Annotated in this window: 15 protein-coding genes and 1 pseudogene; 11 read left to right on the forward strand and 5 right to left on the reverse strand. The window is 61.0% G+C overall.

The features are described 5' to 3' along the window. Positions 1-7: 7 nt before the first annotated feature. The 5 genes and pseudogenes from ABVK50_RS32175 (at position 8) to ABVK50_RS32195 (ending at position 3,358) form a co-directional block, all read left to right on the forward strand. Entirely contained in the window at positions 8-607 is a 600-nt protein-coding gene (locus tag ABVK50_RS32175) for a hypothetical protein (protein WP_353646364.1), read from the forward strand. Between the two features lie 265 nt (positions 608-872). Beyond that, a pseudogene (locus tag ABVK50_RS32180) lies at positions 873-1,161 on the forward strand (PIG-L family deacetylase); the annotation flags it as partial. A 294-nt stretch (positions 1,162-1,455) separates the two neighbouring features. Continuing rightward, positions 1,456-1,740, forward strand: coding sequence for a hypothetical protein (locus ABVK50_RS32185; protein ID WP_353646365.1), 285 nt, complete (start codon positions 1,456-1,458; stop codon positions 1,738-1,740). Positions 1,741-2,514: 774 nt separating this feature from the next. Further along, positions 2,515-2,649, forward strand: a complete 135-nt coding sequence (locus ABVK50_RS32190; protein ID WP_353646366.1) for a hypothetical protein — start codon at positions 2,515-2,517, stop codon at positions 2,647-2,649. A gap of 271 nt (positions 2,650-2,920) precedes the next feature. Continuing rightward, the gene (locus ABVK50_RS32195; protein ID WP_353646367.1) at positions 2,921-3,358 is read left to right on the forward strand and encodes a MarR family transcriptional regulator; all 438 of its coding nucleotides are present in this window, start codon (positions 2,921-2,923) and stop codon (positions 3,356-3,358) included. 105 nt (positions 3,359-3,463) lie between these two features. Here the strand turns inward: ABVK50_RS32195 and ABVK50_RS32200 are convergent, their stop codons facing one another. Then, positions 3,464-4,609, reverse strand: a complete 1,146-nt coding sequence (locus ABVK50_RS32200; protein WP_353646368.1) for a glycosyltransferase family 1 protein — start codon at positions 4,607-4,609, stop codon at positions 3,464-3,466. A gap of 337 nt (positions 4,610-4,946) precedes the next feature. On the opposite strand from ABVK50_RS32200, the gene ABVK50_RS32205 reads away from it, so the two are divergent. Beyond that, a complete protein-coding gene (locus ABVK50_RS32205) occupies positions 4,947-6,071 on the forward strand; it encodes a glycosyltransferase family 1 protein (RefSeq protein WP_353646369.1) in 1,125 nt (374 codons plus the stop codon). Here the strand turns inward: ABVK50_RS32205 and ABVK50_RS32210 are convergent. After that, positions 6,064-7,272 (reverse strand): glycosyltransferase, encoded by a 1,209-nt coding sequence (locus tag ABVK50_RS32210; RefSeq protein ID WP_353646370.1) that lies wholly within the window; start codon positions 7,270-7,272, stop codon positions 6,064-6,066. The genes ABVK50_RS32205 and ABVK50_RS32210 overlap by 8 nt on opposite strands. A 281-nt stretch (positions 7,273-7,553) precedes the next feature. On the opposite strand from ABVK50_RS32210, the gene ABVK50_RS32215 reads away from it, so the two are divergent. From ABVK50_RS32215 to ABVK50_RS32225, 3 genes are all read left to right on the forward strand, one after another. Next, positions 7,554-8,426 (forward strand): glycosyltransferase, encoded by an 873-nt coding sequence (locus ABVK50_RS32215; protein ID WP_353646371.1) that lies wholly within the window; start codon positions 7,554-7,556, stop codon positions 8,424-8,426. A gap of 12 nt (positions 8,427-8,438) precedes the next feature. Beyond that, positions 8,439-9,821, forward strand: a complete 1,383-nt coding sequence (locus ABVK50_RS32220; RefSeq protein WP_353646372.1) for a polysaccharide biosynthesis/export family protein — start codon at positions 8,439-8,441, stop codon at positions 9,819-9,821. 185 nt (positions 9,822-10,006) lie between these two features. Next, positions 10,007-10,252 carry a hypothetical protein gene (locus ABVK50_RS32225; RefSeq protein WP_353646373.1) on the forward strand — a complete coding sequence of 82 codons (246 nt, stop codon included), beginning with the start codon at positions 10,007-10,009 and terminating at the stop codon, positions 10,250-10,252. A gap of 10 nt (positions 10,253-10,262) precedes the next feature. On the opposite strand, the gene ABVK50_RS32230 is transcribed toward ABVK50_RS32225, so the two are convergent. The 3 genes from ABVK50_RS32230 to ABVK50_RS32240 all read right to left on the reverse strand — a co-directional run bounded on the left by ABVK50_RS32230 (position 10,263) and on the right by ABVK50_RS32240 (position 13,622). After that, the gene (locus ABVK50_RS32230) at positions 10,263-11,096 is read right to left on the reverse strand and encodes a sugar transferase (RefSeq protein WP_353646374.1); all 834 of its coding nucleotides are present in this window, start codon (positions 11,094-11,096) and stop codon (positions 10,263-10,265) included. A gap of 147 nt (positions 11,097-11,243) precedes the next feature. Next, positions 11,244-13,064 carry a GNVR domain-containing protein gene (locus ABVK50_RS32235; RefSeq protein WP_353646375.1) on the reverse strand — a complete coding sequence of 607 codons (1,821 nt, stop codon included), beginning with the start codon at positions 13,062-13,064 and terminating at the stop codon, positions 11,244-11,246. 129 nt (positions 13,065-13,193) lie between these two features. Beyond that, a complete protein-coding gene (locus ABVK50_RS32240) occupies positions 13,194-13,622 on the reverse strand; it encodes a hypothetical protein (RefSeq protein WP_353646376.1) in 429 nt (142 codons plus the stop codon). 258 nt (positions 13,623-13,880) lie between these two features. Between ABVK50_RS32240 and ABVK50_RS32245 the strand changes: the two genes are divergently transcribed. Continuing rightward, positions 13,881-15,401, forward strand: coding sequence for a phosphomannomutase/phosphoglucomutase (locus tag ABVK50_RS32245; protein ID WP_353646377.1), 1,521 nt, complete (start codon positions 13,881-13,883; stop codon positions 15,399-15,401). A gap of 20 nt (positions 15,402-15,421) precedes the next feature. Next, the gene (locus tag ABVK50_RS32250; protein WP_353646378.1) at positions 15,422-17,677 is read left to right on the forward strand and encodes a mannose-1-phosphate guanylyltransferase/mannose-6-phosphate isomerase; all 2,256 of its coding nucleotides are present in this window, start codon (positions 15,422-15,424) and stop codon (positions 17,675-17,677) included. Positions 17,678-18,324 lie beyond the last annotated feature (647 nt).

Below are 18,324 nucleotides of genomic sequence, written 5' to 3' on the forward strand. Positions count from 1 at the left end.
ACGGCGGATGAATGGGCGCACGATCGCCGGGCAGCGCTTCGTCAATGCGCCTGTTGAGTCTGCGGTGGTCACGCTTTCGCGTTCACAACGAAGAGATAAGGATGGCCCGCTTGCAGGCCGCCCATGTGCATCGGGCGGGCGGCTGGTGCGTATCCTCGATGGCAAAGTGTTGTCACAGCATCGGCTGCGAGCTGCGATAATGGGCGGCTCGCGCCGGGCGACGCTTCGACGCCTTGCGAGGGCGCGCCTGCGTGGTGACTATGGGCTGCTTAACATGATCCGCGATCGAAGGCTCGCCGGGGAGAATTTCCCGCCCATCCCGGCGAGCCTCACGCCCATGACCAGCAAGGGCGATTACCGGCGCTGGCCGCGCCGGCTGTTCTGGCCATGCAAGTCGCATGCCTTTCATCATGGCGCCGGTAATAGGGTTGTGGATATTTGTATCGCTAACGGGACTTTTCTTGAGCTGAACGAAAGACCGGCTGCCGAGGTTGTTGTTCCGGCAATTCCGCTCATCGTCAACTCACTTGAACACCGGCCCACCTGCTGGACCGACTTTTCGGGGCAAAGCCAAATACCGCCGTGTCGGCGGCCTCCAGCGGCATAACAGCCGTCAGGCCTGGCCGGATGACTGCAGCAATCTCTCTCGCCACCGTTCCAGGAATCCGAACTGAATTGACCGGACCAGGTGGCCAAAACCCTATCCGGCGCACGACGAACCGACCCCGCCGTAGGTCGACCACGCAGGGCCAGTCTTAGTCATGGATCGACATAAGTCCTTTGAGCGAGGCGGCGTTGAACTTATTTGGAGCGCGAATTGCAGGCCTGAATGTGTAAACTCGAGGGCGCGGGTCGATCCCGATGTGGTCACTCACCCAGATCGCCGCGAGGTCAATCTACTGACCTGGAAGGTCTTTCGCGACGATTGGGTGCTGGAAATACGAAATCCCAAAATAGGATGGCGGCCCTCGCCAAGCAAATGCCTACGTTCCGCTCACCGCCGACATACTCGACCTCCTTCACATACATTTCGGTACGCAGCGCTTCAAGGACTGGTTCGACCGCGAGACCTTCCGGGGCCTTGCCAGACTGCGCGAAATGAAGTGCCGCGCGCCCGAACCGCACGCCGAGGCGTTCGTGCTCAGAAAAGGCCCGGCTTTCCTTAGCCGGATGAAAGCAGACACAACAGGTGGCGGCCCTTTCGCAGCTGCGGGAGAAGCTCAACCGAATGATGAGATATATACCGTAACCCATGAAAATAAAACATTTTCGACGGCAAAAAGATCCACTGTGTAGCCTGTACGTCCTGAATAGCTAAGGCAGGATGTTGATCTGTCGGAATGATCCGGGTATCAAGTTTTCGTTACTGCTCTCGTGCATCAAATTTTCCGGATTCTGAATGCCATTCACTTTTGCCAATTGGTGCTTTGCAACCGATTTTGGACGGGCTTGATAATGGACGATGTGACGCTAGGCCATGACTTTTCACTCACCGATATCCGCGTCGCGACTGTGGAAGGCGGCGAAGCTGGGGTTCTCGTCTTGAAATCGAACCTGCTCGTAGCGGTGCTTACTCAAATCGATGAGGAAACATACGCCACGAAAGGGAAGTGGTTTCTCGAGACGGGTTTTGGCCCGCTGAGCGGGCAACACAGGAACTTTAACTCCCTTGAGGAGGCGGTAGCCTGGATTGGACAAGACGGGGACCTCCCGACGGCGCGCTCGACGGTGGACAGGTAGGACCGCAAATCAAACGCCGACCTTTGTTCGCGATGACGGCTCCGGCTGCGAATTGCAGCAATGGAATGTTGCAGGTGATTTGCCGAACGCGGCCTCTGCCAATCGTCCGCCAGTTCCTTGCGCCAGTATCTCGCCGACGGCCGGAAGGCGATCAGCCCTTGGGCACTGACCTTCCGACACTCACCTGCCCTCAGGTGGGCGCACGGTTGATACTGCTCCGCTGCAGTTTTCCAATCCGGAACGGCGGTTTTGCGTTTTGATTTTGCAGCGCTTCCACGGAGATCCGCTTTTCACAACGGCTCCCGCATTGTCAAAGGATAGGTGCGGCAGGAGGCTTCTGAAGCCGCACAGGTCGCTGGACGGCAGCAATAGCGCGTTCAGCCGAAAACATGTTCCTCGGTTCCCCGTGCTTTGGCGCCTTTTTAGGCAGAGTTTTCGAATCTCAGTTTCTTAGATCGGTTGGATTTGTGGAATCCTTGAGCAGACGAGCGCCATTCTCCTGAGGTCCGTCCGATCTCCACTCCTGCTCTGTCTGCTTTTTCGAACCTGCGGGACGACACAATCGCAGCCATTGTTTTCCCAGGTCGCCTCGCTTGCGCGGAACTCTTCGCCGAAATGTCAAAGTACCTAAGGCGAATGAACCTTCACGAAACTGGGTTACTCCAAATGTCGCACTGTCGCTGCGGCTGTCGCTCACGTAATTTTTAAACAGCCTCGCGAGCCTGCGGCGTTCGGACGCCGCGCCTTTCGAGCTTCCTGCCTGGGGAGAAGATCATGTCGGCTCTGTTCATTAACTCGAAACTGGATGACGAGGAACTGCGTCGCAGGCTCTACAAAGGCGATATCTTTGTCTTTTCGGCCGCCGACAAGATGCTTAGATTCGGCGACCGTCTGGCGGTCGTGCGGTAGATGGGCGCGTCATGACCTTGATGCACGAATGCGCGAATGGCGGTTACCTCCGGTGCGAAGCGACACGGAGGCGGACCGACCCGGTTCCTCATGCATCAGCGGCGCGGCCTGCACTCGTCGCGACGCTGCCAGTCCAATGACGCAGATTAGCTTCGGCCAGCCGCGATCATCTGCCAGGACAACGCAACTCAGGGCGCCAAACGACCTGGATGCAACCGTAAACGCCTTGCCACCGTGCTATACACGCGGTGCAAGCATATATGGCTGAATTATGGCACTTTTTTCATCTAAAGCCACATTCGTCGAAGATCTTGTCAAGGTAGATCGTAAGCTTCGCTCGCTTTTCGAGGAACGCGCGAAAGCCTGCGGCCTAACACTCGCACACGCCCGATTGCTCATGCGTCTGGCCAAGCAAGATGGATTGACCCAGGCGCAACTCACCGAGGCCCTGGAGATTGAACAGGCGTCAATCGGTATATTGATCGATGCGCTGGTCAAGAAAGGCTTTGTCACCCGTCGCACCGTGGAAGGAAACCGGCGGGCCAAGGCAATCTATCTGACCGACCAGGCTCGTGAAGAGGCCGTGGCCATTCGCGAGTTCGCAACCGCGGTTCGCGAACGGGTGCTCTACGACGTTGATGAAAAGGACCTGGTGACGACCATGCGCGTGCTGCGGGAAGTCGCCCGCAACCTTGGCGCGGCGGCTTGACCAGCCGTCAGTGGTTTCCAGCTCGTGCGATCGCTGGTCGGCGTCTTTATCCAAACCGAACCATGTTCTGCAGATTGTACGGCGTTGGTGCGCTCGTTGACCGGACTAGCCCGCGGACAGCTCCAGATCGACCTCCATCATCAGCTCAAGATATGTCTCGGCGATCGCGCGCCACGAGTAATTCGCCGCTCGCGCACGCCCGCTTTGCACCAACCGGTTTCGCAGGTCTTTGTTGACGGTGATAAGCCGGACGATCTCGGCCCATGCGTAGAGATCGTCCGGATCGGCGTAAAGGGCTGCATCCCCGCAGACTTCGGGAAGGCAGGGCGACGTTGAAGCCACAACCGGGCAACCACAAGCCATTGCCTCGATTGCGGGAAGGCCAAAACCTTCGATCCGAGACGGAAACAGAAAGCAAACGGCGCCCATGAGCGCCTTTTTAAAGTCGTCATCGCTGATGCGGCCTGGAAGCACAAGGTTGTCCGGTTTCGACGGCGCATACCGCCTCACGGTCGCCTCGTCGACATCCCCCGGCATCCAAAGATCAAGTCCCATCTCCCCGAGCAACGAGGCCAGCCGCACCAAAAGACCGACGTTTTTATATGCCTGGTCGCGACGCCCAAGACAAAGCACATAGGGCCGCGCGGAATCGACTGAAATCTTTGATCTCATCGCATCCCATCTCAAGGCGTGATCGCTGCCGTTGTAGGTGACGACGATCTTCCCGGCAGTTGCGACCCCGAACTCGACGAGATGCCCGCGCGACAATTCCGAGACCGTCGTGATGCGGGCGGCGCGGCTGCCGAGCAACGGAAGGATCAAGCGATGCGCCCAGCGAAAGCCTCTTGTATAGCTTTCGGGCATCAGCCTCGTGTGCATGTCGTGAATGCAGGCTATTTGCCGCCTGAGCAACACGGGGGCAAGATTGCAGAAGCTGACCAGCCCCCCTGGGACGTGCCGCGGCAATTGGGCCTGGACCCAGAATTGGGGAAGTCTCGGCCGGCGGAATTCGGGGACGACGCGAACCGGCAGGGCCTTGAGGCGAAGCGTCTCTGGGAGATGGCGAGGAGCGACGACGTCGAGGCGCAAATCACGGGCCAGAGGGTGGCCTTGCGCCACCAGCGCATCCAGCGCCAAGGTCACCTCACTGGCGTAGCGCGCGACCCCCGTCGGCCGCAGCCCGACGAAGTCGCCATTGAGGGTCCATCGCCGTTCCCGGGCTGCGGGGAGGACCGGCGCCCGCTCGGGCATATTTTGGGTTACCTCAGGACCGTCCAACAAAGCTGTCTGGAGCGGGTGCGCCAAAAGAACGGGCGCGAACCCATTGATGGCTACCGGTTTTGCCGCCCCTCTCTCTGGCCCGACCTCGTCCATGCTTTCTGCTTTCCGTCAGCTCTAAGCTCCCGACAAAGATTAGCATCAGCGTCCAATGCGCGACCTTCAGACGTTTGAGGTAGCACCCTACCCTTTCTCGCCGTGCCGGATGATGCGCACGGCCAGTCCTGACCGAATGGCCGTGATGACCATCAAGGCTTTCGCATTCACACTGAGCTTTGTGCAAATCACGCATTAACCTCGAGGGGCGGTCATGCCACGGCGCTGGGCGATCAACGGGCGGTTTCTTTCTCAGCCGACGACCGGCGTCCAGCGCTATGCGGGCGAAATCGTGCGGGCGCTCGATTCCTGGATCGCCGAGCAGACGCCGCTCGCGCGCGGCCTGGAGGTGGAACTGTTGGTCCCGCCTGGAGCTGAAAGCCTTGAGCTTAAAGCCATCGAAATCCGGCAGGTCGGCGGCCTCCACGGCCACGTCTGGGAACAGGCGGCGCTTGCCGCCAGTTCCAAGGGAATCGGCCTGCTCAGCCTGTGCAACACCGGGCCGGTCGCCGCGAGCAAGCAGATCCTATGCATCCATGACGCCAACGTTTGGAACGCCCCGCAGAGCTACTCCCTGGCGTTTCGCGCCCTCTATCGCGTGCTGCTGCCTGCTCTTGGACACGCGGCCTGGAGCGTCTCCACGGTATCGGCCTATTCTCTGGAGGAGATCATCCGCCACGCAATCGCCCCGGCAGGCAAGCTTTTCCTGGCCCCGAACGGTCATGAGCATGCGTTGCGGTGGAAGCCCGAGCACTCGGCCGAGACGCGGCTGGCGGCGTCGCGCGACACCATCGTGATGATCGGCAGCGTAGCGCCTCACAAGAATGCGGGGTTCATATTGGACATGGCCGATCGCCTCGGCCGCGCAGGACTGAGGATCGCCATCGTTGGCATGTCGGATCCGCGCGTTTTCAGGTCCGGCCAATCGCGAGCCGAAGCGACAAACGTCCATTGGCTCGGACGCATTCCAGACCACCAGCTGGCGGCTCTGCTGAAGGATTCGATGTGCCTTGCCTTTCCTTCCCTGACCGAAGGTTTTGGTCTGCCCGCGCTGGAGGCGATGGCGATTGGCTGCCCGGTTGTCGTTTCCGACCGCGCGAGCCTGCCCGAAATCTGCGGCTGCGCGGCGCTCTTCGCCCCGCCCGATAATGCCGATGCATGGTTCGACAGCTTCATGCGGCTGCGCGCCTCGCCCGGCCTGCGCTTGCAGATGATCGGAAAAGGCCGGGCAATAGCTTCCAGGTTCAGCTGGAGGCGCACCGCCTCGCGCTATCTGGAGGCGATGGCCATCGCGGATGGCGTTCACGTCCAAGCTGGACTGGAATTGGAACTCACGTGACGGCGTGGAGGGCCTGGACTTCCTCGAAGGACTCCAGGATCGCCCGATCAAAATTCTCCTCGGAAAACCGCCTCGCGTTCTGGGCGCAGGCGCGGGGTGTTATCATCTCGCCGCTTTCCTCGAAACGGTCCACCGCCTCCTTGATGTGATCGACCGTTTGCGCCTTAAACAGCACCCCCGTGGGGCTGGCAGACGATCCCAGGCGCTGCACGATATCTGCCGCGCCGCCGCGGCCAAATGCGATCAGCGGCGTCCCGCACGCTTGCGCCTCAGCCAGCGCTATGCCGAAATCCTCGCAGCCTGCAAAGACCATCGCCTTTGCCCGCGCCAGCATGTCCACATACTCCTTGCGGGGCAGGAAACCCGAAAAGGTGACGTTCGGTCCGGCCAGCGCCCGCAGATTGGCTGATTGCTGGCCTTCGCCAACGACGATCAGCCGCCGCGACGGCATTTCGTTGAATGCCTGGATGACAAGATCGGTGCGCTTGTAAGGCGCGAGGAAGGACGCAGAAACATAATAGTCGTCCTTGTCCTCCACGCACGGCAACTCGTCCAAGGCGACCGGCGGGTAAACGACGCGGGCGTCGCGCCCGTAAATGTGCTGAATACGGGAGCGGACATAATTCGAGTTCGCCAGCATCAGGTCCGGACCGTGAGCGGTCCTGGTGTCCCACGTCCTCAGGCGATGCAGCATGTACCGATAAAGCATTCCCTTCGGGCCAAAGCCCAGTCTCCCCTGTTGAAGATAGGAAAACTGCTCGTCCCAGGCGTAGCGGACAGGACTGTGCACATAACAAAGATGTGGCTGATCCGGCCTGGTGATCACGCCGCGCGAGAAGGCGGCCGAGGACGAGATGACCGCGTCATAGCCCGTCACGTCGAACTGTTCGATCAGGAAGGGGCAGAAGAAAAAAAGCGACCGGTAGAATTTCTGCACCATCGGGATCCGGTTGGCCGCAGACGCATGGAATTCCACATCTTTGAAATACTGCTCCTTTATCTCGGCGGGCAGGAAGTCGAAAAGCGTGAAGATTTCCGCCTTCGGGAACTGCTTGCAGATTTGCGCGAGCACGCGTTCGCCGCCCCGAAAGGTCGGGCACCAGTCATGCACAACTGCGATCGCCGCCTCGCGGCCGGCCGCAATTTCCGGCAATTTGGTCGAAAAAATCGTCGGTCTGGCGTCGATCCGTTCATGGCGCATGGCGAATGTCCTCGTCGCGCCTGGTCGGGTCCCTTGACGCCCCAAGCACTTGCGCCAGTTTCGGATCGGGCCCATGGACCAACAAGCTGTCCGATCGGCTAGGAGCGGCCGCACCTGCGCAAAGGGCTCATCCCTAAGGCTGTGCCGCTACGCCCGCGCGAGGCAGCGGTTACTCCCAAAGCCGGTGCCAAGGGCGATGGGCAACGCCCCCTGCCTCCTTTTTTGCAGGCTGTCCGGCGCGGCGCGCAGGGCTAGGCTCCTTGCTGCAGGACGGAGCCAGCATGAAGCTCGCATTGATAATTCCGACACTCGGCCGCCCCCGGCAGGTGCTGCGCCTGCTCGCGCATCTGGCGCGCCAGTCCAGGCTGCCGGATGAAGTCATCGTGTCGGCGCCGGACTCGTCGCACGTCGATATACCCGAAACCTCACCCTTTCCCGTCTCGCTTGCCCTTGGCAGCCGCGGTCTTGCGGTGCAACGGAACGCCGCGATGGCGCCGGCGCTCGGCCGCTTCGACATCATCACCTTCTTCGACGACGACTTTGTGCCTGCCGACGACTATCTCGAGCTGGTCGAAAGGTCCTTTACCGACCATCATGGCTGGGCGGTGATCATGGGACGGGTGGTCAGGGATGGAGCCAGCAACGCCGGTCTGACCTGGGACGATGCGGCCGCTGCGCTCGGCGCCTCACACGAGGACAAGCCCGTCAGGGCGCCAGTGGTCGACCATGTCGGGGCGTACGGCTGCAACATGTCAATCCGCGCCCGTCTCGTCGGAGATCTGCGCTTCGACGAACGCCTTGTGCTGTATGGTTGGCAGGAGGATATCGACTTCACGAGCCAGTTGCGGTCGCGCGGGCGCGTGGTCTGCGTCAATGCCATAAGAGGCGTCCATCTGGGTCTTAAGGCCGGGCGCGTCAGCGGCAAGCGGTTCGGCTATTCGCAGGTCGCCAATCCGATCTACCTCGTTCTGAAGGGATCCGTCCCGGCGAGCTTCGCGCTGCCCCTGATGGGCCGCAACGTCATCGCCAACCTGGCCCGCAGCCTCTGGCCCGAAACATATGTCGATCGCCGCGGCCGGCTGCGCGGCAATCTACTGGCCATAGCGCACGTGCTCAGCGGGCGCATCGAGCCCGAATACATCCTCAAGATCTAGCGGGTGCATGTGATGATTCCGAAATTATCTGCAATAGCCGCACGTCCCACCCAGTTTCGTTTCTCAGTGCTAAAGCGGCTTGCCCTCGCCAGTGCCGTTTCTATCGTAGTGGCGGCGCACCCGCAACCGCTGCCCGCGGGCGAATATCTTCTAGGCCCACAAGACAAGGTTCGGCTCAAGATCTACGAGTGGCGGCCATCGCGCGACGTGATCTTTGAATGGACCGCGCTGAATGACGAATTCGTCGTTGGCGCGGACGGGACGCTCTTCCTTCCCTTCGCCGGCCAGGTCGAGGCGCAAGGAACCGCCACCAGCGAGCTCGCCGGCGCGATTTCTGACCGCCTGATGCAGCAGATGGGTCTCGGACGCAGACCCGACGTTGCCGTCGAGATCGTTCAGTTCAGGCCCTTCTACATAGTCGGCCACGTCACACAACCTGGCGAATTCCCCTACCGGCCAGGCCTGACGGTCCTGCAGGCGATCGGCATAGCGGGTGGGCTGCGGACCCGCGAGGAAAACATTTCCCGGCTGGAGCGCGAAGTGATTGCGGCGCGCGGCGACGTTGGTCTTCTTGAACTCACCCACATCAGCCTTCTGGCCCGCAAGGCCAGATTGGAGGCAGAGCTTGCAGACAGCAAGCAGATCAGCTTTCCCGCCGCGCTGACGCAACGCAGCACCGAAGGCTCGGTCGCACTGTTGATGCAACAGGAACGTATGATCTTCGATGCCCGCACCGACGGGCTGAGAACGCAGCTGCGTTCGCTCAGCGAATTGAGGGAATTTCTCGAGAAGGAATTGGCGTCGCTGGAAACCCAGCTTACCTTTCATGACAAGCAGGTCGCACTGATCCAGCAGGAATTGTCCGGCGTTTCCTCGCTGGTCCAAAAGGGCCTCGCCGCCGCGCCAAGGGAGCTGGCGCTGGAACGCACCCTTGCCCAGATCCAGAGCGACAGGCTGACGGCGCAAACCTCGCTCCTGCGCGCGCGCCAGGAGATCAGCAGAACCGACATTGCGATAGTCGATCTTCGCAACCGGCGGGCCAATGAGGTGGCTGAAACGCTGCGCGAAACGCAAACGCAGCTGAACGAGATCACCAGGAGGGCCGATACGGCCGTGCAGTTGCTCCACGAGTCGGAGATCACTGCCCCGGCACTGCTGGCCATGAGGACCCGCTCGGAAAGGGTCCAGCCCGTCTACAAGATCGTTCGCACCACAGGAACCGGGCCGACCGAATTCATTGCCGACGAAACAACCCCGATCGAACCGGGCGACTCCGTCAAGATCGAAATTCCGTTGCCGCAGTCCGCCATTTCCGCCGCTCACCCAGCTGCGCCTGATTTGACGCGGCCCGTGACCAGCCCGGCCGCGGCGCTGGACGCTGCGGGCACCAACTGACCAGGCCCTCTCAGTTCGCCAAACGCGCCTTTCCGCGTACAAGCGCGCCTCTCCATCCCATTTTCCACGCGGCGCCTGTTGACAGATCGTCGCCGCGCACGATTTCCAGTTAAATTCTCATGCGAATCCCTCTAGTAGTCGCGAGGGGATTGTAGGGGGCGTCCGTGGGACGTCTGGAGAGTCCAGTGCTGATGAGCGTATTGGCCGTGGCGGCCACAGGAGTCCTGTTGGGCCTGCGCTATAAGGCGCCAGCCCTCATCGCCGTGACCACGGTGATGGTCCTGGCGATCCTGGCCTGGAACGGCTTGGGCCTGTCCCCCTCCGTGGCCTTCTCTTCCCTGGTGATTTTGGTGCTTGCGCTTCAGTCCGGATACGTCATCGGGGTCTGGCTGGCGATCGCCTGGCGCCGCCATGCCGAAAACGGGAGGTGACCGGCCCGAACTATGAGGCTCGGTCGAAACGCATGACCGCAATCACCGTTCGCAACATGATGACAAGGTCCAACCACAGCGACCAGTTGCGCACATAGTGGCTATCGAGCGATACGCGCTCGGCATAGTCGGTGCTGCTGCGTCCCGACACCTGCCACAGTCCGGTCAGGCCGGGCCTGGCTTGAAGGTACTCGCCCACATGAGATCCGTAGCGACCGAGCTCGTCCTGGACAATCGGTCGTGGTCCAACGCAGCTCATCTCGCCGCGAAGCACATTGAACAGTTGCGGCAGCTCGTCCAGGCTCGATTTCCTGAGCATCTGCCCAAGCGGCGTTACGCGAGGATCATTCCTGAGCTTCCTGAATTCCTCCCATTCCCTGGCGGCATCCGGGTTCTTGGCCAGGTGCTGGTTCAGCACTTCTGCGGAATTAGCGACCATGGAACGGAATTTGTAGCAGTTGAACGGCTTTCCGCCCAAGCCCACGCGCGTGTGGGAAAACACCGTCGGTCGGCCGAGCGTCATTTTGATCAGGAGCGCCACCAAAAGCATCACGGGAGCGGCAAGGACCAAAGCGGTGGCGGCGATGAGCACATCGGCCACCCGCTTGGACCAACCACCAAGGGGTCGTTGCAAGTACGCTCCCGCGTTTCCGGCTGGCGACGGTCTATCAGGGTCCGAGGCGACCTCGGCCATGGCCATCTGGGAAACGGTCGAAAATCCTTGATGCAAGGGCATGGATCCGTCCAAGGAGGGGGGGCTCTGGTGCTGCATAGCCACGGGGGACGGCGCACCGAGCCATGAAACGAGATGCCGGGGCCGATTGTCAAAAGCATCCATGGTCATGGCATTGCTGTCCACGTTGCGCCTTTACGCACACCATCCCAAGCTATGCCTCTAGTCGGCAAGAAGGGCAAAGGTTGTAGCGCTACCATTGCAAGCCTACGCCCTAATCCCAAGGCATTAGCCCTCTACCCGCATTGCCGAAGCCGCCTAGGCGCGGCGCTTGGCCGGCGCGGCGCGGACATTGGTGAGCAGCACGCCGAGGATTGTGGTCCTGCTTGCCTTGACGGTGCTGGCGAGTTCGCGAAGCGTATCGATGTGGGTCCTGCCCCACTCGGCCGCCATGACGACGCCGTCCAGCGCGGACCCGGCGGCCAGGCCGTCGGAACCATTGGCCAGGGTCGGAAGATCGACAATGACGATGTCATAGGCGTGGAGATCGGCAAGAAGCGCTTGCAGTGTGCGTGGGGCCAGAAGGTTCTTTGCTTTCACCACCCAGACTGGCAAGATGTCGAACGTGCGCCCAGGCGCGGTGATAATGTTGACGCTGATGGGGTCCATGCATTTTGGACGATGCTCGTCGAAGCTTTCCCGGCCGAGCAATCGCGCCGTCAGTTCAGGGCAGTGGAGGTCAGCGTCGATGACCAGCGTGCGCAGGCCCGACGCCGCGTAAAGCGTCGCCAGATTGCTCGCAAATGCGCTTTTCATATCGCCAGGCGTGGCGGCGGTAACGCCCAGGCACCTTATCGGATGGACAGTGTCGGAAAGGCTGATGGCGGTCTTGACTCGTCTCATCGCGTGGCTGAAGCGCGACTGCGGCGCGCTTGCCACCTCGTCGGGGCGGCGCGGCAATTGCCTCCTGCCGGTCGGCGGCAGCTCGCCGATGCAATCGAGGCCCAGCTGTTCGCGTATCTGTCGCGGCGATCTTACGGTCCAGTCGAATGTGTGGCGCAGGAACGCCAATCCGATACCTGCCATGATGCCTGCGAGCGCGCCGAACGCAAGCACGAGCTTCGGCCGCGGCGCGCTCGGGTAGAGCGGGGGCGCCGCCGCCGTGATCACGCGCGCGTCGGCGACCGGATAGGACTGCTGGCTGACGGAATTGGTGTAGGCATTCAGGAAGCTCTCATACATCTTGCTGTAGGTGTCGGCCGTCACTTCCAGTTCCTCCAGCGTGGGCGCTTGTTCCTCGCCCTCGGGTGGCAAATCATCGCGCGCGCTAACACTGTAGTCGTGCCTCGAGCGGAATTCCTGCGCTTCCTGGGTTGCTGCGTTCATCTGGGCGCGCAGCTCCTGCAGACGCTTTTCAAGCCAGGCGCCGCCCTGCTTGGCAGCCTCGGCCTTGGTCTCGATCTGTTCACGAACGAAGGCCTCGGAGGTGGCGTTTGCAATCTTTGCGGCGGCCTCAGGATCGAGCGAAAAAAATGATATATTAATCGCGTACGACACCCCGACCCGCCACACGTCGAGACCCTTCCGGAAAATCTCCATTGTGCGCCGCTTGCGTTCGAATTCACTCAATGGTGTTGGGGGCGTGGACGATGCGCTTTCGGGCACAAGAGCTCCGATCCCAGAAACCCACGCCCCATCCAGCCCGAGCGTCTCGAAAACGATCGCCTCCAATTTGCGAAACCGATCGCCGATCGTGGGTGTATGAGGTCGGTTGAAGCTCGGGTCGTTGACGAGATCGAGCTGGTCGATGACCATCGCCGCGATCTTTTCCGACTTCATCACGGCGATCTGGCTTTCCACCTGCGCCGTATCGAGCGACAGGTTCACCTCAGCCGCCTGCTGCTGCAGGAGGTAAGGCAGTTTCGGCTCAATCAGGATCTGCGTCGTTGCTGTGAAGACCCGATAGGTGGTGGCGTTGTAGAACCAGGCCAGCCCTAGCGCGACGGCGACACACCCCGCGATTAAGCGCAAATAACGCCTCAGAAACTCCGTGATGTCGGAAAGCCCGATAAACTCCTGAACGGCGGAGTTTTGCTGGTCGCCGGCAGGCGACCATTGGCTGTCGAGCACACGGTCCATCATTCCTCCGCGCTCGGCTCTTGCACGCAACTTAGCCTGCAGCTCCCCCTCGGGGGCCGGACAATCTGCTCCTGGCGATCGGCAAAACTGCGCATCTTTGGCAAGGCCCTGTCTCCCAGCTGCCAAACTTTACGCCTGTGCGTCGTGAGGTAAACGCCGCCAAACGGCGTATGGGCTTGCGCCCGCAAGCGTCTCTGATCGCTTGTTTCTTGCTCGATCCGCCCGATCGTCGCGCTGGCGCAGCCGCGCCAATTCCCTTCTGGTTCTGTTTACAAATTTGCGCTTCAGCTTCGCCAATGCAAATCGCTCGCGACGGTGTTCCATCGCCTCTGTCAGCGCATCGAGCCGCGCCGATATCTGCTCCTGATCCTCGCCATTTTCGAGGGCCTCGAAAGCAAAAGCCGCACAGGCGGCTATTCTTTCATTCGCACCCGCAAGCGCTTCCAATTCACGGTCAAGATCGCGGCCCAGCTTGACTAGCAGGTGATCCAAGCGCTCGAATTGAGCGTTCTCCGCTTCCCGACGAAATAAATGGCCTATTGCAGTGATCAGCGACATTGTCCGGCTAGGCTGGTAAACATCAAAAACGCCTTTCGAGGCAGTCCTGATTCGCACCACGCGCGGCGCAAACCGCAGAATACAGGAGCCGCAGCCATCGACGAGCCATCCCTTTGGCTATGGGCCGGCTTGCTCCGATGTGATTAAGAGGCGTAGAGGCGTGCTCCCGAAGCAGGGCGATGCAGCCGAAATCATGATGTTGTCCGGCGACAGAGGCGTGGTAGGACTGGATAACGCAATGTGGAGCCTCTAAAGCCCGTGACACCGACGCTCGTTGGCGAAGCCAAGCCCAACACCTTCGCCTTTGAAACCAGCGCCCTCGTCAAGCCGACCGGGTTCCGCGAGTACGATGCGCGCTGGTGGTTCGGGCATCCCGATTCAGCAACAGATCCAGAATTGAACCTTATCGGTGTGCAAGCGCTGGGCATGGGGCTCGGCACATTGATCCTGCGCATGGGAGCCGGTCCGGAGATCGTCACCGGGCATGACTTCAGAAGCTATTCGATGGCGATCAAACTGGCGTTGGTCTCGGGTCTGATGGCGGCGGGCGCGCGCGTCAAGGACATAGGTTTGGCGCTGTCGCCCATGGCCTATTTCGCGCAGTTCGCACTGGACGCGCAGTCGGTGGCGATGATTACCGCCTCGCACAATGAAAATGGCTGGACCGGCGTCAAAATGGGAGCGCAGCGGCCGCTTACTTTCGGGCCGGAGGAGATGAGCAGACTGAAGGAGATTGTCCTCAACGGCGACTTCGACCTCAACAGCGCCGGCGCCTACAAATTCATACCGGGGTTTCGCGAAACCTATATCGAGGATCTGACTGGCGGCAAAACCATCGGCCGCAGGCTGAAGGTGGTGGCCGCCTGCGGCAACGGCACTGCCGGAGCCTTCGCTCCCCAGGCGCTTGAGCGGATCGGCTGCGAAGTCATCCCGCTGGACGTGGAACTCGACCACAGATTTCCGCGCTACAATCCCAATCCCGAAGACATGAAGATGCTGCACGCGATCCGCGACAAGGTGCTGGAGGCTGGCGCCGATGTCGGGCTTGGCTTTGACGGCGACGGCGACCGCTGCGGCGTCGTCGACAATGAAGGCAATGAAATTTTCGCCGACAAGGTTGGCGTTATGCTGGCGCGGGACATTTCGTTGCTGCATCCAGGATCCACCTTCGTCGTCGACGTGAAGTCGACGGGCCTTTTTGCGACCGACGAGGCTCTCAAAGCGAATGACGCAATCACAGACTACTGGAAAACCGGACATTCCCACATCAAGCGGCGCGTGGCCGAACTCGGCGCCATCGCCGGCTTCGAAAAATCGGGACATTTCTTTTTCAATCCACCGATCGGCCGCGGCTATGACGACGGATTGGTAACGGCGATCGCCGTCTGCCAGATGCTCGACCGCAATCCGCACAAGACAATGGCGGATCTTCACCGCGAGCTGCCGGTGACCTTCGGCACGCCGACAATGTCGGCTCATTGCGGCGACGAGGTTAAATATGGCGTCGTGGAGCGCGTGGTCGCGGATTTCCAAGCCATGGCGGAGCGCGGCGAAAGTTTCGCCGGGCAGCCAATCGCAGACCTCATTAAGGTGAACGGAGTGCGCGCGGTGGCGGCGGATGGAACTTGGGGCCTGGTCAGGGCCTCGTCCAACAAGCCGGAAATCGTCGTCGTCGTCGAGAGCCCGATTTCGGCGGCAAGACGCCGGGAAATGTTCGAAGCGGTCGATGCCGTGTTGCGCCGCAGCAGCGAGGTCGGCGCCTACAACCAGACATTCTAACGCAAACCGGCAGCAGGGGCATGACAGAACGCATCGTCAGTTTCGTTATGAGCGGTGGCGTCGGCTCGCGGCTATGGCCGCTTTCGCGCGAGGACAATCCGAAGCAGTTCCACGACTTCTCAGGCGACGGTTCGATGTTGGTCAAGACCCTGCGCCGTCTCAAGGCGCGGTCGGAAGGCCAGACCCCAATCTATCTGATTGCGTCGGAGCGGCATGCCGAGCGTGTGCGCTCCGACGTAGCCGGCATCGACCTGGCCGGCGGCGGCGCTATCTTCGAACCCCTCGGGCGCAATACGGCGGCGGCGGTGGCGATCGCGACGCTGCAGACGATCACGGCATATGGCGACGCTATCGTCCTCGTCGTCCCTTCCGACCACGAGATTTCGACTGACCGCCAATTCTGGGAAACGGTTTCGCGCGGCGTTCCCGCCGCGGAGGCCGGCCGCCTGGTGGTTTTCGGCATCACGCCGGTCCAGCCCGAAACCGGCTACGGCTATATTGAAGTCTCAGGCAAGAAAGACGGCGTGCTCGATGTCTCGCGCTTCGTCGAGAAGCCGGATCTGGCGACGGCCAAAGGTTATATCGAAGCCGGAAATTTCTATTGGAACACCGGCATCTTCCTGTTTCGCGCCAGCGCAATGCGCAACGCCTTTTGCAAATTCCAGCCAGATGTCTGGCAAGGAGCCGAAGCAGCCTGGAAAGCTGCAAGGAGCGACCTGACCGGCCGCTACATGCCGCCCGACCTGTACGCCGCGATCCCCTCAATATCGATCGACTACGCCGTCATGGAGCGGGCCAAGGAGATTGCGATGGTGCCGGCGGAATTTCGCTGGAGCGATCTGGGTTCATGGCAGTCGCTGCTTGACGTCAGCCCATCCGACAAGGCCGGCAACGTCATCGTCGGCGATGTCGTCGCGATCGATTGCGAAAACTCCTATATCCGCAGTCAGGGGCGGCTGCTTTCGGCCATCGGCCTCAAGGACATCGCCATCGTGGCGACGGTCGACGCCACCTTCGTGGCACCTGTCAGCCACAGCCAGAACGTCAAAAAAGTCGTTGAACAGCTCGAAAGGAGCGGCCGGCTCGAAACCAAATTCACCCCGGCGCACGACCGGGTGCTGGTTAGCGGGGCCTGGCGGCAGCGCGTCCGCCATTGGCTTTTCGAGGAGACGCTGCCGCTCTGGTCGACCGCTGGTATCGACGAGGCGCATGGCGGCTTCTTTGAGAGGCTGGGCTTCGATGCGGCGCCGCTGATGAAACCGAAGCGTATGCGCACCATGGCGCGTCAGATCTATGCGTTTGCGGTAGCCAAGGCCCATGGCTGGGACGGACCGGCTGACCGGCTGATCGCCCATGGACTGGATTTCATGGCCGGCAAAGGCCGCACCGACCGCGGCGGCTGGGTGCGCGCCCTCAACGTCGACGGCAGCGTCGCGGATGCCGCCGAGGACGCCTACGATCACGCATGCGTGCTTCTGGCGCTCGCCCACGCCCATAGATGCGGCAACCCCGACGCGCTGCGGCTCGGCGAAGAAACCTTCGCCTTTCTCGACGCGCATCTCGAGGACCAACGCATGACCGGATTTCTCGAAACCTCGGCGGGTGTGGGGCTGCGGCGATCCAATCCGCATATGCACCTCTTGGAAGCGTTTCTCGCCTGGCATACGGCGACTGGCGACCGGGCGCACCTGCGCCGCGCCGCGCGCATCATCGATCTCTTCCGCAGCCATTTCTTCGACGCCGAGAGCTGGACGCTAGGCGAATATTTCGACGACGACTGGCGGCCAGCAACCGGAGACCAGGGAGCCTGGACCGAGCCAGGGCATCATTTCGAGTGGGCTTCACTGCTCGTCGATTTCGCAAACAAGAGCGGGCAGAAGGACCTCACCGCCTATGCGCGCAAGCTCTACGCCTCGGCGATCGCCAACGGACTCAATCGGGCGACGGGTCTTGCCTATGGCGCGGTGTCGCGGCAGGGCTTGCCACTCGACCGGGTGTCGCGCAGCTGGCCGCAAAGCGAGGCGATCAAGGCGGCCATCGCGCTGGATGGCGCGGGCGGCGGTCCCGACCTCAAGCCGGAAATCGAGGCGCGTGTCGGCCGATTGTTCCGCTGGCATATCGACCCGGCGCCGCTCGGCCTGTGGATCGACCAGATCGACGAACGCGGCCGGTCACAGGCCAGCGACGTTCCCGCCAGCATCTTTTATCATCTCGTCTGCGCTCTTACGCAGTACCTCGACGCCACGGAGGGTCAGGCGGCCGTCGCTCATGCTTAGACGAGCACGTGTGGGCGCACCGGAGGCTGGCGATTGTATCACCAACAGACAGCCACCGCCTGAGCAATCCGACAGGGCAGCCAAGGTCTACCCTCGACCCAGCAACCGCAGGTTGGCATAAGGTCGATATCCTAGTATTGCTTTATCGCGTGATCTTACAGAAGTGGAAGAATACTTCTTTCCCAAAATTAACTCGACGCACAGTTTCGCCAAGACTGCAGAACTGATTGACTCCAGGGCTACGAACAGCTTACATGGAAATATGAGGATAGGGGGTCGATGATGTTGAGACGCCTTTCCATTCTTGGATCGTTTCTGCTTGCGGCATGCGTGCCCTTCCAAGGTTCCGGCCTAGCACCGACCAATGCCGCAAGCTGCTACAACAAGGTACCCACAGGGGCCGAAGCCATGGCATGGCGTTCGGCGCAGAGGGTCAATACCGACAAGTCTTATCGCAGGTTCATAAACGACTACCCGCGTAGCTGCTATGTTCCGATGGCTACCAAAAAACTCAGCACCGCCGTTACCAAGAAACCGACAATCGTGCGCAACGTTCCAAGGTCCACGAATACGACCCGCAGCAGAAGCAGAGCCTATTAAGTTTGCTTAATTCGCCTCTTTGCAGGATAATTAGCGGAAGGCGTGTA

The sequence above is a fragment of the Mesorhizobium sp. WSM2240 genome (genome assembly GCF_040438645.1).
Taxonomy (GTDB): domain Bacteria; phylum Pseudomonadota; class Alphaproteobacteria; order Rhizobiales; family Rhizobiaceae; genus Allomesorhizobium.

What these genes read in the sequence shown, in the direction of transcription:
- ABVK50_RS32205 (WP_353646369.1), top strand. Translation starts at nt 4,947, where the DNA reads ATGCCACGGCGCTGGGCGATCAACGGGCGGTTTCTTTCTCAGCCGACG.
- ABVK50_RS32185 (WP_353646365.1), top strand. Translation starts at nt 1,456, where the DNA reads ATGGACGATGTGACGCTAGGCCATGACTTTTCACTCACCGATATCCGC.
- ABVK50_RS32210 (WP_353646370.1), bottom strand. Translation starts at nt 7,272, where the DNA reads ATGCGCCATGAACGGATCGACGCCAGACCGACGATTTTTTCGACCAAA.
- ABVK50_RS32235 (WP_353646375.1), bottom strand. Translation starts at nt 13,064, where the DNA reads ATGGACCGTGTGCTCGACAGCCAATGGTCGCCTGCCGGCGACCAGCAA.
- ABVK50_RS32230 (WP_353646374.1), bottom strand. Translation starts at nt 11,096, where the DNA reads ATGACCATGGATGCTTTTGACAATCGGCCCCGGCATCTCGTTTCATGG.
- ABVK50_RS32175 (WP_353646364.1), top strand. Translation starts at nt 8, where the DNA reads ATGAATGGGCGCACGATCGCCGGGCAGCGCTTCGTCAATGCGCCTGTT.
- ABVK50_RS32240 (WP_353646376.1), bottom strand. Translation starts at nt 13,622, where the DNA reads ATGTCGCTGATCACTGCAATAGGCCATTTATTTCGTCGGGAAGCGGAG.
- ABVK50_RS32195 (WP_353646367.1), top strand. Translation starts at nt 2,921, where the DNA reads ATGGCACTTTTTTCATCTAAAGCCACATTCGTCGAAGATCTTGTCAAG.
- ABVK50_RS32220 (WP_353646372.1), top strand. Translation starts at nt 8,439, where the DNA reads ATGATTCCGAAATTATCTGCAATAGCCGCACGTCCCACCCAGTTTCGT.
- ABVK50_RS32215 (WP_353646371.1), top strand. Translation starts at nt 7,554, where the DNA reads ATGAAGCTCGCATTGATAATTCCGACACTCGGCCGCCCCCGGCAGGTG.
- ABVK50_RS32250 (WP_353646378.1), top strand. Translation starts at nt 15,422, where the DNA reads ATGACAGAACGCATCGTCAGTTTCGTTATGAGCGGTGGCGTCGGCTCG.
- ABVK50_RS32200 (WP_353646368.1), bottom strand. Translation starts at nt 4,609, where the DNA reads ATGCCCGAGCGGGCGCCGGTCCTCCCCGCAGCCCGGGAACGGCGATGG.
- ABVK50_RS32190 (WP_353646366.1), top strand. Translation starts at nt 2,515, where the DNA reads ATGTCGGCTCTGTTCATTAACTCGAAACTGGATGACGAGGAACTGCGT.